General features: G+C 29.0%; 15 protein-coding genes. 14 read left to right on the top strand and 1 reads right to left on the bottom strand.

Annotated elements, in window-relative coordinates:
- The first annotated feature begins 45 nt into the window (after window positions 1–45).
- The 10 genes from AC2TEO_RS14555 (at window position 46) to AC2TEO_RS14600 (ending at window position 12,530) form a co-directional block, all read left to right on the top strand.
- Complete coding sequence (locus AC2TEO_RS14555) at window positions 46–639, top strand: thiamine phosphate synthase (protein WP_442265508.1); 594 nt, start codon at window positions 46–48, stop codon at window positions 637–639.
- Between the two features lie 90 nt (window positions 640–729).
- Window positions 730–1,482 (top strand): hydroxymethylpyrimidine/phosphomethylpyrimidine kinase, encoded by a 753-nt coding sequence (locus AC2TEO_RS14560; protein WP_442265509.1) that lies wholly within the window; start codon window positions 730–732, stop codon window positions 1,480–1,482.
- A 5-nt stretch (window positions 1,483–1,487) separates the two neighbouring features.
- On the top strand, window positions 1,488–2,138 hold the full coding sequence (gene thiE / locus AC2TEO_RS14565; protein ID WP_442265510.1) for a thiamine phosphate synthase: 651 nt from the start codon (window positions 1,488–1,490) through the stop codon (window positions 2,136–2,138).
- 9 nt (window positions 2,139–2,147) lie between these two features.
- Complete coding sequence (locus AC2TEO_RS14570) at window positions 2,148–2,915, top strand: thiazole synthase (RefSeq protein WP_442265511.1); 768 nt, start codon at window positions 2,148–2,150, stop codon at window positions 2,913–2,915.
- An 81-nt stretch (window positions 2,916–2,996) separates the two neighbouring features.
- Window positions 2,997–4,106, top strand: coding sequence for a 2-iminoacetate synthase ThiH (gene thiH / locus AC2TEO_RS14575; protein WP_442265512.1), 1,110 nt, complete (start codon window positions 2,997–2,999; stop codon window positions 4,104–4,106).
- Window positions 4,107–4,145: 39 nt separating this feature from the next.
- Window positions 4,146–4,994: an alpha/beta hydrolase fold domain-containing protein gene (locus tag AC2TEO_RS14580; RefSeq protein WP_442265513.1), complete on the top strand. Its 849-nt coding sequence runs from the start codon at window positions 4,146–4,148 to the stop codon at window positions 4,992–4,994.
- On the top strand, window positions 4,994–6,043 hold the full coding sequence (moeB, locus tag AC2TEO_RS14585; RefSeq protein ID WP_442265514.1) for a molybdopterin-synthase adenylyltransferase MoeB: 1,050 nt from the start codon (window positions 4,994–4,996) through the stop codon (window positions 6,041–6,043). The genes AC2TEO_RS14580 and moeB overlap by 1 nt, the downstream gene beginning before the upstream one ends.
- An 82-nt stretch (window positions 6,044–6,125) precedes the next feature.
- Entirely contained in the window at window positions 6,126–9,137 is a 3,012-nt protein-coding gene (locus tag AC2TEO_RS14590; protein WP_442265515.1) for a WGR domain-containing protein, read from the top strand.
- Window positions 9,138–9,144: 7 nt separating this feature from the next.
- Window positions 9,145–10,770, top strand: coding sequence for an SWIM zinc finger family protein (locus AC2TEO_RS14595; protein ID WP_442265516.1), 1,626 nt, complete (start codon window positions 9,145–9,147; stop codon window positions 10,768–10,770).
- 260 nt (window positions 10,771–11,030) lie between these two features.
- Window positions 11,031–12,530: a reverse transcriptase family protein gene (locus tag AC2TEO_RS14600; protein ID WP_442265517.1), complete on the top strand. Its 1,500-nt coding sequence runs from the start codon at window positions 11,031–11,033 to the stop codon at window positions 12,528–12,530.
- A gap of 9 nt (window positions 12,531–12,539) precedes the next feature.
- Here the strand turns inward: AC2TEO_RS14600 and AC2TEO_RS14605 are convergent, their stop codons facing one another.
- A complete protein-coding gene (locus AC2TEO_RS14605; RefSeq protein WP_442265518.1) occupies window positions 12,540–12,896 on the bottom strand; it encodes a hypothetical protein in 357 nt (118 codons plus the stop codon).
- A 168-nt stretch (window positions 12,897–13,064) separates the two neighbouring features.
- Here AC2TEO_RS14605 and AC2TEO_RS14610 point away from each other — a divergent pair, with 168 nt between their 5' ends.
- The 4 genes from AC2TEO_RS14610 (at window position 13,065) to AC2TEO_RS14625 (ending at window position 15,456) form a co-directional block, all read left to right on the top strand.
- On the top strand, window positions 13,065–13,370 hold the full coding sequence (locus tag AC2TEO_RS14610) for a hypothetical protein (protein ID WP_442265519.1): 306 nt from the start codon (window positions 13,065–13,067) through the stop codon (window positions 13,368–13,370).
- A gap of 227 nt (window positions 13,371–13,597) precedes the next feature.
- Window positions 13,598–14,533 (top strand): citrulline utilization hydrolase CtlX, encoded by a 936-nt coding sequence (ctlX, locus tag AC2TEO_RS14615; protein ID WP_442265520.1) that lies wholly within the window; start codon window positions 13,598–13,600, stop codon window positions 14,531–14,533.
- Window positions 14,534–14,618: 85 nt separating this feature from the next.
- Window positions 14,619–14,966, top strand: a complete 348-nt coding sequence (locus tag AC2TEO_RS14620) for a hypothetical protein (RefSeq protein WP_442265521.1) — start codon at window positions 14,619–14,621, stop codon at window positions 14,964–14,966.
- Window positions 14,967–15,102: 136 nt separating this feature from the next.
- The gene (locus AC2TEO_RS14625) at window positions 15,103–15,456 is read left to right on the top strand and encodes a hypothetical protein (protein WP_442265522.1); all 354 of its coding nucleotides are present in this window, start codon (window positions 15,103–15,105) and stop codon (window positions 15,454–15,456) included.
- Window positions 15,457–15,663: the final 207 nt, after the last annotated feature.

Raw genomic sequence — 15,663 nt, forward strand, 5'->3', positions numbered from 1 at the left:
TCAATCGTGAAATTCACTCGAAATGACAGCTGTTAATGACATATTATGTTAATTGTTCTAACATCCGAAAAGGAGATACAAAATGAAGCGACACTTTTAAATCAATTGTTTGAAAATGGTTTAGAAGTATTGCATTTAAGAAAGCCTTCTTTTGATATTGAAGGATATCGAAGTTTATTAAAAGAAATCAATCCAGAGCATTATCAAAAAATTATGATACATCAGTTTCATGATTTATGTGCAGAGTTCGTATTGAAAGGAATTCATATTCAAGAACAACCTAGATTAGATTTAGGAGAAAAACTAGAAGGTTATGTTTCATTATACATGTCTGAAGGTTTTAAAGTAAGTAGTTCTTTTCATGAACCAGAGGCTTTAGATGCTTGCGAAATCAATTTTGATTATCATTTATTGAGTCCAGTTTTTTCTTCAATATCTAAACAAGGATACCAAGGAAGAGGTTTTGATGTAAACAGTATTGATAAAACGATTATAGGAATGGGTGGAGTAAATGCAAATACAATTTCTAAAGTATTAGAACTAGGTTATAAAGGTATTGGCGTGCTTGGTGGCGTTTGGAATACAGAAGATCCTGTAAAAAGTTTTGAAGAAATAAAAGATCAATATAAAAGAAATTAAATAATGTCATTACGAGTGAAACGAAGTAATCTTTTCATTGAACAACAGATTACTTCTCTCATACTTCGATCATAATGACTGAAATAATAAATGAAACAACGACCATACATATTAACAATTGCAGGTTTAGATCCATCAAACGGAGCAGGTTTAACAGCAGATGTAAAAACATTTGAGCAATTAAAATGTTACGGATTATCAGTTTGTACTGCTAATACAATTCAAAATGATAAAGAATTTCTGAAATGTGATTGGATTGCTTTGGATACTATTATAGAGCAAATTCAAGTTTTGTTTGATCGTTTTTCGATTGCCACTGTTAAAATCGGGATTGTTGAAGATTGGCAAAAATTATCTAAAATTATTGATACGGTTTTACAATTAAATCCAGACGCTAAAATTGTTTTAGATCCAGTTTTAAAATCATCCACAGGTTTTGTGTTTCAAAACGATTTCAGTGAAAGTGATTTCGATAAAATTTTAGAGAAGATCTATCTAATTACTCCGAATTATCTAGAGATCCAGAATTTATATCAAGAAAAAACGATTGAAGAAACAATACATCATATTCAGTTGAAAACTCACTTATTTTTAAAAGGAGGACATCATCCTGAAAAAAAAGGAATAGATTATTTATATACAAAAGAAGGAAAAATACATCCTTTCAATCCTAAAGAAGGAATTAAAATATTTGGAAAGCATGGAAGTGGTTGTGTGTTATCATCAGCAATTGCAAGTTACATCGCTTTAAAATACCCGTTAGTAAAATCATGTTTTAAAGGAAAACGTTACATCGAGAAAGTATTGAGTTCTAACAAAACATTATTAGGATATCACAACTAAAACAAATGATAAGTAAATTACAATATATATCACAAGGAAAAACTCCTGAAGCACATTTGCAAAATATTCAAAAAGCTTGTACAGCTGGAGCAGAATGGGTACAACTTCGTTTGAAAAATGAAACAGAAGCGGTTATTTTAGAAATTGCTAAAAAAGCAAGAGAGATTACGAGTCATTTTCAAACAAGATTAATCATAAACGATCATTATAAAGTTGCACAGGAAGTAAAAGCAGATGGAGTTCATTTAGGTAAAACAGATGCTTGTCCGGCTGAAGTGAGAAAATACTTAGGAGACTTGTTTATCATAGGAGGTACAGCAAATACTTTAGAGGATTGTAAAGTATTACTTAAAAAGGAAGTAGATTATATAGGTTTAGGACCTTTTAGATATACGACTACAAAGAAAAATTTAAGTCCGACTTTAGGTCTTGCAGGTTATCAAGTATTATTAGATGAATTGAATACAGAAACTCCAATAATAGCTATAGGAGGAATTGTTTTAGAAGATGTAGCATCGTTATTAGAAACAAATATTCATGGTATAGCAGTATCAGGAGAAATAACTAAAGATTTTAATTCCATTTCAAAATTTTATCAAATTTTAAAAGCAGGAAGTTCACAAGAGCAAGTTTTTAAATTAGATACAAACAACTAACTAATTATTATGAGTTCATTACAAATAGCAGATAAAACATTTACATCACGTTTGTTTACAGGAACAGGAAAATTTAGTTCTTCAGAATTAATGCGTGATGCTTTATTAGAAAGTGAAAGTGAATTAGTAACAGTAGCGCTTAAAAGAGTTGATGTACAAAATGAAGAAGATGATATTTTAACACATTTAAATCATCAACGAATCAATTTATTGCCAAATACTTCAGGAGTAAGAAATGCTAAAGAAGCAGTTTTTGCAGCTGAATTATCTAGAGAAGCTTTAGAAACAAACTGGGTGAAATTAGAAATACATCCAGATCCAAAATACTTATTACCAGATCCTATAGAAACATTAAAAGCAGCTGAAGAGTTAGTGAAAAATGGATTTATTGTAATGCCTTACATTCATGCTGATCCTGTTTTATGTAAGCGATTAGAAGAAGTAGGAACACAATGTGTAATGCCATTAGGAGCACCAATTGGAAGTAACAAAGGATTAAAAACATTAGAGTTTTTAGAGATTATTGTAGAACAATCTAATGTTCCTGTAGTTGTAGATGCAGGAATCGGTTCACCTTCACATGCGGCTCACGCGATGGAAGTTGGAGCAGATGCAGTTTTAGTAAATACAGCAATAGCAGTTTCTCAAAATCCAGTTGAAATGGCAAAAGCTTTTAAAATGGCGGTTAAAGCTGGAAGAATAGCTTATGAAGCAAAATTAGCCCCAGTAAAAAAACATGCAGAAGCAAGTAGCCCATTAACTTCGTTTTTGAGCTAATACGACTAGATTTTTTTGTTTCTTTTTTCATCAATAGAAAAAGAAAATGTAAAGATTAAAGAATTCATTAAGAATAAAATAATGAACACCTTCGAAAATATATTTGATAATTACGACTGGGATTCAGTAATGAAAGAGATTCTTTCTAAATCATCTCTTGATGTAGAAAGAGCTTTGGCTTCAGATAAAAGAGATTTAGAAGATTTTAAAGCCTTAATTTCACCTGCTGCAAAACCCTATATTGAGCAAATGGCTCAGTTGAGTAATCAGTTAACCAAAAAGCGTTTCGGAAATACAATTCAAATGTATGCTCCGATGTATCTAAGTAACGAATGTCAAAATATTTGTACATATTGCGGATTCAGTCTAACAAATAAAATTCCAAGGCGAACATTAACAGATGCCGAAATTTTAAAAGAAGTAGAGTTCTTAAAAAATAAAGGTTACGATCATATTTTATTAGTTACAGGAGAAGCGAACCGTACGGTTGGTGTAGATTATATTAATAATGCAATTCAATTAATAAAACCACATTTTTCAAATATCACTATTGAAGTTCAACCATTAGATCAAGATGAATATGAGTTATTGATTGCAAATGGATTGTATGCCGTTTTAGTGTATCAAGAAACTTATCATAGAGAAGAATATAAAAAGCATCATCCAAAAGGGAAAAAATCTAATTTCTCTTATCGATTAGATACACCTGATCGTTTAGGTAAAGCAGGAATTCATAAAATCGGATTAGGAGCTTTATTCGGATTAGAAGATTGGAGAGCGGATAGTTTTTTTACCGCATTACATTTGAAATATTTACAAAAAACATACTGGAAAACAAAGTATTCCATTTCTTTTCCAAGATTACGACCGCATTCTGGAGGTTTAGAACCTAAAGTAGAAATGACAGATGCTGATTTAGTACAATTAATTTGTGCGTATCGTTTATTTGATGAAGATGTAGAATTGTCTATTTCTACTCGAGAAAGCGAAATTTTCAGAAATCATATTGTACATTTAGGTATTACTTCGATTAGTGCAGAATCGAAAACGAACCCTGGAGGTTATGCTGTAGAACCTCAATCTTTAGAACAATTTGAGATTTCGGATGAACGTAGCACAGAAGAAATCACAGTTATGTTGAAAGATAAAGGGTTAGAAGTAGTTTGGAAAGATTGGGAATATTTTAATTAAAGTTAAATGTTAAGAAAATTTACTTTTTTTATTTTGAAAATGATGGGAATAAAAAAGATATTCTCGAAAAAACCTGTTGATTATAAAAAATTAAGAAAGTCAGATAGAAAATTACCACCTAAACATTTTTTAAAAAAGTTTTCAGTAGAAAGTTTAGATTTAGATGATACTAAAATTTATAAAATTAAAAAGCCGAATACAACTAGTAAGGATTTAATAATTTTTATACATGGAGGTGCTTTTATTTCTGGCCCGGCTGAACATCATTGGAATACTATAGAAAAAATAGTAAAGCATACAGGCAAAGAATTGTGGTTAATAGATTATCCTAAAGCCCCAGAATATAACATTCATCAAATTTGTCAAAACATAGATTGGGTTTACGAGTTTGTAACTCAAACTTTTGTTTTATCTGAAAATATTACTTTGATAGGAGATTCTGTTGGAGGGAATTTAATTATGACTTTAACCCAAAGACTCCTTGAAAAGAAAAAAGAAATTCCTAAACAGTTAATTTTAATTACTCCGGTTTTTGATGCGAGTATGTCTAATCCTGAAATAGAAATTATAGCTGAAAAAGATCCAATGTTAAATGTGTTGGGTATACTTTCTGCAAAAGAAATGTGTGCAAATGGTTTAGATTTAAAAGATAAAATCATTTCTCCTTTATATGGAACGTTTAAAGGATTTCCTAAAACAGAGATTTATATTGGAGCGTATGATATTATGTATCCAGATGCTAAAATTGGAGTTAAGAAAATGCAGGAAGAAGGAGTAGATGTAAAACTTATAAACGGAGCTAAAATGCCTCATATTTATCCGTTGCTACCAGTTTTACCACAAGCAAAAAAAGCTCTACAACAAATTATTGAAAGTATAAAAGAGTAATGCTAACCATAGAAGAAAAAAAACAATATAACCGTCATCTTATTTTAGAAGAAATAGGAGAGAAGGGACAAATAAAATTAAAGGAGGCTAAAGTTTTAGTCATTGGTGCAGGAGGTTTAGGTTGTCCTGTTTTACAATATTTAACAGCTGCAGGAATAGGTACAATTGGTGTTATCGATGATGATATTGTAGATCAAACCAATTTACAGCGTCAGATTTTGTATACTATTGAAGACGTTGGAAAATCTAAAGCTGAAACTGCTGCAAATCGATTATCAAAATTAAATCCTTTTATCAATTTTCAGATATATAAAGAGCAGTTAACTAAACATAATGCAATTGAGTTATTTAAACAATATGATATTGTTGTAGATGGAAGCGATAATTTTCAAACTCGATATTTATCCAATGATGCTGCTGTAATTACCAATAAACCTTTAGTTTATGGATCTATCTTTAAATTTGAAGGTCAAGTAAGTGTTTTTAATTATAAAGGAAGTGCAACATATAGGTGTTTGTATCCGACACCACCAAATCCGAAAGATGTTCCTAATTGTTCTGAGATTGGAGTTTTAGGAGTTTTACCAGGAGTTATTGGAAGTTTACAAGCGAATGAAGTACTTAAAATGATTGTTGGTTTAGGAGATGTACTTGCAAATAAATTATTAGTGTTAGACGTTTTGTCGATGCGTCAATTAGTGTTAAATTACAGTAAAACTGAGAGATCTGAAGTAACTACTTTAGATGAAAATTATGAAGCATTTTGTGGAGTTACGATTATTGAAGATGAAATAACTCTTGAAGATTTGAATCAGAATATAACAAAATACAATTTGTTAGATGTACGTGAAAATTGGGAACGTGAACAGTATCATATTGGCGGGCAACATATTCCATTAGGAGAATTACCTAACCGTTTTTCTGAAATCGATACATCCAAACCAGTAGTTGTGTATTGTAAATCAGGAATTCGTAGTGCCAGAGCTATCGATTTTTTACAAGAGCAAGAATTACAAGGAAACTTTATTAATTTGAAAAATGGACTTTAAAAAAATGAATTAATTTCTATTCCAGAAAAGTCTTTATCATACAAATGGATTTTATATATTTAAACTCCAAAAAATGTAAGACTTGAAATTAATTAAACAAAAAACGCTATACTTCTCAGAAGGAAAGTCAGATAAAGTTTATGAGGTAGATTTATGTGAAAGCCAAGAATTGTTCGTGGTTAATTTCAGATATGGAAGAAGAGGTGCAAATCTAAGAGAAGGTACAAAAACTGTTTTTCCTGTATCTCTAGAAGAAGCAGAAAGTGTTTTTTCTAAATTAGTTGAGAGTAAAGAAAAAAAAGGATATTCAGAAGATTTAGGAGCTATTAAAGAAGTTCATAAAGAAGAGAATACAATACAAAAGGATACGATTCTTAAGTATCTTAAACAAGCCTTGTCAGGAACTTATACTCGAAGTTGGAAAGTTTCAAAAATAATTTCTCGAACTACAGTACTTCAAATTAAAGAAGCAGTTCCTTTAGTAAGTCAATTTATCACATCAAAAGATGAATTTGAACAGCATAATGCAATAGCGGCTTTAAGTCATTTCGAGGTTTCCGAATACACATCAACGATTTTAAAAGTATTAAAAGAAAATAAATTTCAAACAATAACAGGAAGAATAGCTTGTGCATATATTCTGAAATTTGGAACCATTTCTGAAAAAGAAGAACTTCATGAACTAGTTAAAGAGTACATCACTTCAGAGCAAATTCAAAATTTACCTATACAACTTTTAGGTGAAAAGCCTAAGAATCCAATGTTATTGTATTATGCCTATTTATTTTCTTACAAAGAAACTGCTTACCGAGAACAATTATATTCAATTATAGAACAGTTACCATTAAAGGTAAATACATTTAAGTCTATTAGATATATGTACAGAACTTCAGTAATTACTGAAGACGCGATGTTCTTTGGATTATTATCGAAACGAATGGCAGTAAGCAACTCGGGTTATACATCAGATTATTTTTATGTAGGAAATCAATGGGTTTCTGCTCAAGAAGAAAAGCAAAAGAAAAATCCTGGAATTGCTTTTTCAGGAAAAACGAAGCAATATTTTATTAAGAATAGTTACAAGAAAATATATAATTTAAGTATTGCAAAAAAAGAAAGTTATGTGAAATTCGCGACAGGAATGCTATGTGCTTTAAATGATGATAATGATCGTGTTAGTGAAAGAGTAGATTATAACTATAATTACAATTCAGAAACTAGACGTTACGAAACAGTGAAGAGTTTTTATCCAGCATATTCTAACTACTTAGGCTTAATGTATGTGTTGTATGGAAATTCAAATAGATTTAGTGATCAACATCAAATTTATTTTTCAGAAGAAGAAAAAAACACTGCTTCTAGAGAAGAAATTTTTCCTGAATTATGGAATGATAAACCAGAAGAGGTTTTATATATTTTAGCGAATGCTAAAAGTACTATTGCTATTAACTTTGCATTACGTGTAATTAATGATAATCCAAGTTTCTTAAATTCAATTTCCAATGAAAATTTATTAAAACTGTTGCAACATTCTCAAGAGGAAGTATTAAATCTAATAACTTCTTTTTTAGAAGAAAAATATAAAGAAGATAAGCCTGAAAACGTAATATTAATTAATTTATTAAAGTCTAAAAATAATAAAGCAATAACACTAGCTTTAGGCTGGTTACAGAAATTTGAAATTACATATTTATCCGATGTTACTTTTATAGTAGAGTTATTACATACAGATGAGGTAAGAGTAATTAATTATTTATCTGAATTATTTATTGAAAAAGTGAAGTATGAAAATAAGATTGCATTAGCTTCATTAAGTGCTTTATTTGCAATACCATCAAATTTCTCAAATTTATTTTTAAATCAGGTAAATGAATTAATAGGAAATACTAAATTCGGAACATTAATTGAAAATATAACTAAAGAGAAAATTATAGAATTAGCTAGCTCTAGTTCAATTTCTAATAAACTCTTTGCTATAAATTTAGCTAAACACGCAAATGTTTCTGTTTATGAATTGTTTAAAGATACTTATAGTGAGTATATTATATCAGATGATTCAGCTTTAAGAAAAGCGGGAGTAGAAATTCTAGCACACTTTCCGGATGTCTTTTTATTAGAAAATAAACAGCATATAGTATTGTATTGTTTTTCTGAATATGAAGAAATAAGAAAAGCTATTCAACCAAGTATTCATAAGCTTGTAAAATTAGATGATGTATTCAAAAAAAGTTTATTAAATCAGTTGCTTTTACAGATCTCAGAAGCAGAAGTGTATGAAGGAATTCATCAAAATAGTTATGAGTTATTAATTGATATTTATGGCGAAGATTTAAAAGAACTTTCAAAGGAGCACTTAATAGAGCTCGTTTTATCTAAATATGAATTTGCTCAAAAACTAGGAACTCCTTTGTTTCAAAAACGAGTGTCGTTAAGTACTTTAGAAATGAGTGACGTAATCCGCCTTTCAGATAGCGATGTAATTGCTATTAGAGAGTTGATGTATGAATATTTCGAAAAAAATATTCCAAGAATTAATTATGAGTTAGAAATTTCTTTAAAAATATTTAATTCTGATTGGGAAGATGTTGTAGTATGGGCATGTGATTATTTCGATAAACATATAGATACTAAAAATTGGACAGTAGATATGTTGGTTTATGTATGCGATCATGTTAAAGAACGTGTGCAATCTTTTGGAAGAAGTTTAATAACTAAACATTTTTCAGAAGAAAAAGGATTGCCTCTATTATTAAAACTACAAGAGCATCCAACTAAAGAAATGCAATTCTTTGTAACGAACTATTTAAAAGAATACGCAACAGATAATGTTCCAGTAATTTTGAAGTTAGAGAGTTATTTTAAGACAACATTATTTTATATCAATACTAACAGGTCTACCAAAACAAGAGTTTATTCTTTTTTAGAACAGGAATCTAAAAAATATAAAGAAGTTGCTTTAATGTCGGTTCGTATTTTGACCTCTGTTTTAGGGTCCAAAACAATTACAGATAGAGATTATGTTTTAGATATTTTGTTAATGATAACGGAGACTTATAACGACATAGAAGTTCCGTTAACAATAAAAGAAATTTAGAAAAAGAATGAAGTTTAATTTTAAATATAGCGGTAATAGTTCTGTTCAGAATAATGCTTCGTCAACAGGAGTAAGTTTTGCTCCAGATGTATTAAGAGATCCAACTTATTTTGTAGGGACTTTAGATAAGAAAATTCCTTTTAGAGAAGCTATTTCAGCTTTACATCACGTCGTTACAGCAGATTTTAATTTTCAGCCTAAAGATAATACCGAATATTTGGCATGGTTGAAAAGTCAAGAGGATATATGGGTAGCAGAAGCTTCTGAAAATTTGGTTTCTGTAAAGGAAGAAATAAAGAATTTACAAGAGCAACTAAAAGAACTACGTTCTAAACGAGATGTAATTACTAAACCGTATTACGAAGCACAACGAAAATATTTTAAATATTTATTTGTAAGAGATTATGCAGCTTGGTTTGTGTTAGATCCTGTGATCACTGTTCATCCAGATCAGATTTTCTTTGAGTGTTTTAGTAAAGATGAATCGGTTTATGGAAAGTTATCTTGTGGCTATGATGTATTTAATTCGATAAGTGATTTTAAATGCGGAACAACAAACATTGACTATTCTAAGAAATTATATAATGAATTTCAAAAAATAAGAACATATAAAGAAACGAACTTTAAAGTAGATCCTGGAGGATTTGATGTGCAAACAACGGGTGAAACTGCTTACAGAGAAGTGAAGATAGATTTGCCAGATAGCTGGGTAAGAGGGTTTTTACAGGTGAGTACTGCAATGACGAATGATAAAGTAACTTTTGATTTGCACCCTATAGATATAACTAATTTTATATTAGTTTTAAAAAGGCATAAAGAGAAAACAGGACCAAGAGCTATAAAATATGTTTTAGAGCCAGATAAACCAATTGTGGCAGTTTTTGAACCGTGGAATATTGAGATTGTATGCTCTCAGTCTATATATAAAGGTAATGAGAAACATGAAATAAGAGTTTGGGGAAGAAGAAGAATAACATTACTTGAGCGTTTATTACCAATTACAAACAAGTTTACTGTTCACTTGTTAGGAACAGGTATGCCTTCTTTTTACATAGCGCATTTAACTAATGAAATGTATTTTACATTAGGATTATCAGGTTGGACGGCTAACGATTGGACAAAATCTACAAGTCTAGATTTACTTTCACCTAGGCAGAAAGTACCAACGACTACAATGCAAAGTATTTATTTAGCTTTGCGTAAGGACTGGTTCAATACATCTCAGAAATTAACTGAAAATCTTGGGATAGATGAATTTTCAGTTCAACAGGCGTTACAAACTTTTACGCAAGCTGGAAAAATCGTTTATGATTTAAAAAATCAGGTTTACCGAATTAGAGAACTTAAAAAAGACGGAATAAATATTGAAGAACTTCGTTTTTCAAGTGAAATTGATAAAGAGGCATACCGATTAATGGAATCAGGAGCTGTTAAAAATTTAAAAGTAGAAGAAAATAGAAAAATTAAAATAACAGCTATTGTGGATGATCGCTACGATACTAAAGTTGTTATTAATAATGATTTACAAATAGAGGAAGCTTCATGCACATGTAGTTTTTACTATAAAAATAAGATGACAAAAGGACCTTGTGAGCATATTTTAGCTACAAGAATAACATTTGATAAAGATTAATTAATATATTTAAACCTTGGTAGTAATAAGATAAAAACCTTGCAACCCGATTGGTGTATCGCCAATCTTGCACACAGATACCGAACGCGTCACTGACTCGAACTTAACTTGTGAAATAGGTACTATAGTACCATTTCCGGTTATACTTCTGCGAAGTGAAATAGTACTATAGTACCTATTTCACTGGAGTTGTTCAATTCAGTCTTTAGAATCGTACGAAGGGAAACTAAAAAATACATCTTATTGCTACCTTTTTGTTTATGAATAATTCAGCTACGAGAAAACAAGAGATTTACGATAAAATCAAAGAATCATCGAAAGATGAATATATACTTTCTGAAATGAAACGTTTAGGTTTCTGGAAAGAAGGAAGTGTAGATTTTGAAAAAGTAAATGCGTTTTTAAAAGAAGAAAGAGAGCTTTCTAATAAACTTCATAAGTTAACTAGAGAACAAAAAAATCTTACAGATACTGAGGCTTTTATTGCTAGAAAGCATTCAGAACGAAAGAAACTGTCTAAAGAAAGACAAAAGGAAACCAAGTTAAGAAGAGAAGAGTTAAAGAAAGCAAAAGCTGAAAAGTGGAAACAAACCAAAGAAGAGGATATTATTTATTTGGGAAAAGGTTTTTCTCATCAATTAAATCATACTGATTCAAATGTTGGTAGGCTTAATAAGAATGGATTACCAATATACAATTCGGTTAAAGATTTAGCCAAGGCTATGGGGATTTCTGTTAATGAACTTAGGTTTTTAGCTTTTTCAAGAAAGAATTCAAAAATTTCACATTATAAGAGATTTAAAGTAGCTAAAAAAACAGGAGGCTTCAGGTTAATTTCTGCTCCAATGCCTCGTTTAAAAAAGGCGCAACACTTTATTTTAGAAAATATTTTAAATAAAGTAACGGTACATGAAAAAGCTCACGGATGTGTTCAAAAAAAATCAATAGTTAGTAATGCTGCTTTACATGTGAATAAAGCAGTAGTTATAAATCAAGATCTTCAAAACTTTTTTCCATCAGTAACATACAATAGAATTAAGGGAGTATATAAATCGCTAGGGTATTCAGAACAATTATCTGTTATTTTTGCATTATTATGTTCAGAACCAAAAATATTAGATATTAGTTTACTTGGGGAAAATTATTATACGCAACGAGGCGATCGTTCCCTTCCTCAAGGTTCTCCATGTAGTCCAGCTATAACTAATATTTTATGTAAAAAATTAGATTTTAGATTAGACGGACTAGCTAAAAAATATGGTTTCACTTTTTCTCGTTATGTAGATGATATTACGTTTTCAGGTGATGTTGAACAATTTCCAAATATCACAGCAATTTTAAAATATTCTAAAAAAATAATTAGAGAAGAGAATTTTAAATTACATCCCGACAAACTTAGAGTGATGAAACAAAATCAGAGACAAGAAGTAACTGGTATTGTTGTAAATGAAAAAATAAATATTAATAAAAAATCTCTAAAAAGATTTAGAGCTTTATTATTTCAAATCGAAAATGAAGGTTTAGAGGGAAAAACTTGGAATGGTGGAGCAAATGTTCTTGCAGAAATAGATGGTTTCGCGAATTATATTTATCAGGTGGACAAGTTGAAAGGAGAAGTTTATAAAGAAAGAGTCAAAAATATTTTAAATAAATATGAATATAAAGAACAACATAAAGCCAAGTTTTTAAAAGAGAAAAAAGATTCTAAATCTAAAATTGGAGGTATTTTTAAGAAGATAAGTTCTTTTTTTAGAAGGTAATCGATTAAGTTAGTCCAAACGAATAGTATCTTTTATTCTAAAACAACGTTCAGAACCTAAAAAATTAGGATCTCCAAATTCTTCTGACCAAAATCCATCTAGTATATCTTTCGTTAAGCATCGATATACTACTACACCTTTATAAATAGAAGAGTCATTCCCTTCGTATTCAAAATTTATAACTAAGATATTGTCTTTAAAAAATCCGATTCCTCTTTGTTTTTGATCGTTGTTGATTGTCCAATCTGCTAAAACCTGTTGATAATCATTTAATTTTAAAGTTAAAATACCTTTATAATTTGAATCGCTATCGTTTTGATTTGATCCTATTACAGAAAAATTACCTTCAAGATCTTTTAAATTCATAAATACCGTTGTAAAAAATAAAGGGCAAAGATATAATCTAAATTTAAACCTGTTTAAAGAGTGTTTATCCCCTTTTATAGTAAGAAATTTGTAATTGATCTTTATTATATATTAATTCGTATAGTAAAGAATTAAATTGTGAAGAGATAAATCTAAAAAACTGATGTTATGACTCAAAAAATCTATTTTTCATTGGTGTTTGTAGTTTTTGGCTTATCAACTTTATTAGGTCAGAAAGAGAATAAAGAAAAAGTTATAAACAGAAATAATATTACAGATTCGATAAGGCCTGAATACATTCTTAAAATAAAGCTAAAAAAGAAACCTAAAAGTAATAAGGTTGTTATAACCTCTATAAAGTACGAAAAAAGAGATTCTCAAATTTTTAAATTATTATTAGCTCAAAAAGAGAGGATCAAACAATTAGAGAAAAAAATAAAGTATACTAGTAATAATAATTTACAACTAGATTAATATTCAGTTTTTTCTAAAAGTTATTGTTTAGATTGAATCATTTCAGTCGAAAAAGTAATTCGTATTATAATTACTTTTGATGTATTCCTCATATACTTCCACCTTTTTTCTATAAAATTGTATTAAATGCAAACTATATAAAAACAATTTAAATTGAATTTCTTATTTTTTTGATAAAGGAGTAATATTTATAAAACAAGGCCTAATAAATTTATACTTTTGTTTTAATGAAACAAACTACCAATACGATTCTAATGATTCGTCCTATTGGTTTTAGGATGAATGAACAAACAGCAGTAAATAACTATTACCAAAAGGTATTAAATAATGTTTTACCGTCAACAGTAAATGCTAAAGCACAAGAAGAATTTGATAATTATGTAAAAAAATTAAGAAGTTACGGAGTAAATGTAATTGTAATACCAGATACTACAGATTTTGATACACCAGATTCTATATTTCCTAACAATTGGATTTCATTACATCAGAATGGAACTGTTGCTATATATCCAATGTTTGCAGAAAACAGAAGGTTAGAAAGAAGAGAAGATGTATTAGAAACTCTTGAAGATAATGGTTTTGTTATTGAAAATGTTGTTGATTATACTTCTGCTGAAGAAGAAAATATTTTTCTAGAAGGTACAGGAAGTATATTGTTGGATAGAGTTAATGAAAAAGCTTATTGCGCATTGTCACCAAGAGCAGATGAAGAATTATTTATTGAATTCTGTGAAGATTTTGAATATACACCTGTAGTTTTTACAGCTAATCAAACAGTAAACAATCAAAGGAAACCTATATATCATACTAATGTTATGATGTGTATAGCAGAAACTTTTGCAGTTATTTGTTTGGAATCTATAGATGATAAAAAAGAAAGAAAAAATGTTGTGAAACATTTAAAAGATGATGGAAAAGAGATAATAGATATTACAGAAAATCAGGTAAATAGTTTTGCAGGAAATATGCTTCAAGTTAGAGGTAAAGATGATGAAAGATTTTTAGTAATGAGCAAAGCAGCTTATGAATCTTTGACAAAAGATCAAATTAAAAAGATAGAAAAACATTGTAAAATAATCTTTAGTTCTCTAGATATTATTGAAGGTTGTGGAGGAGGAAGTGCTAGATGTATGATGGCTGAAGTTTTCTTGTCTAAACTATAAATTGAGGTAATTATATTATAGCTTAAATTCATGTGACTTTTTTAAAAAAATAGTGTCATAATAGTGTAATTAAAATTTATAAACTATGACTTTAAAAATAAAATTTATATCAGTTATAATATTTTCAATCTTTTTAGGAATTGAAACTTTAGCTGCACAAAAAGTTGTAGTTAAAAATGGAGTAGAATATTTAGAAGAAGAAAATCTTTCAGAAGATTTAAGTTCAATAGAAGCTCCAAGCCAAACCCTCATTGTTAAGGTAAAGAAAAAAAATGAAAAGAAGAGTGTTAATTCTGTTACTATTAAAACTCTAAAAAAAATAACTCAAAGGAGAAAATCTTCGTTAAGGTTTAGAAAGAAAAGAGTTACAAAACCGAATAAATGTTATAAAGAAAATAATTCTCCATGTAAAATAGAGGTGAAGAAAAAATAGAATAATGGAAAAGAGTTAGTTAAGAGATCTTTTTTGTTGTTTACCATTCATCGATACAATATTGTATTTTATCGATAAAGGCTTTTTAAAAACATATTTTTTTTGTATTTTAGTTCTATCCCCAAATTAATGAATTATGCATTTTAAAAATCCCCTGTTATTAGTAATTTCAATTTTACTATTTACATATTCTCAAGAAACTTTTTCTCAAAAAAAAGTAGTTGTTAAACATGGTGTTGAATATCTTGAAGAGGCTGAAGAAGATGGAGGATTAAATTCTATAACCGCTCCTTCTAATACCGTTACAATAAACGCAAAAACCAAGAAAGGTAAAAAACTAAGTAAAGAAGCTATAGCTATACAGAAGCTGAGTAAAATTACACAAAAAAGAAAAACATTAAGATTTAGAAATAAAAGGAAAAAAGATTCAAAGAAGTGTGTTAAAGATGTAAAAAAAGAACAATGTGAATCTAAACCAAAAAAGAAATAAATAAAGTTGTCTGTAAAGGCAATTTTTTTATTTGCTTAAACAACGGGGGAAGATGATTGAGAAAGAGAATTAATTAATCTATATAGATAAAGTATTAAGAAGAATATATAATAAGAAATCGTTTTATAAACGGTTTCTTGTTGTTTTAGATCTATTGTGTTTAGATTTAGGATAAGAAAAATTTATGTTTTTTTGTAAAGTTATTGG

It is taken from the genome of Tenacibaculum aquaeponti (assembly GCF_057221555.1).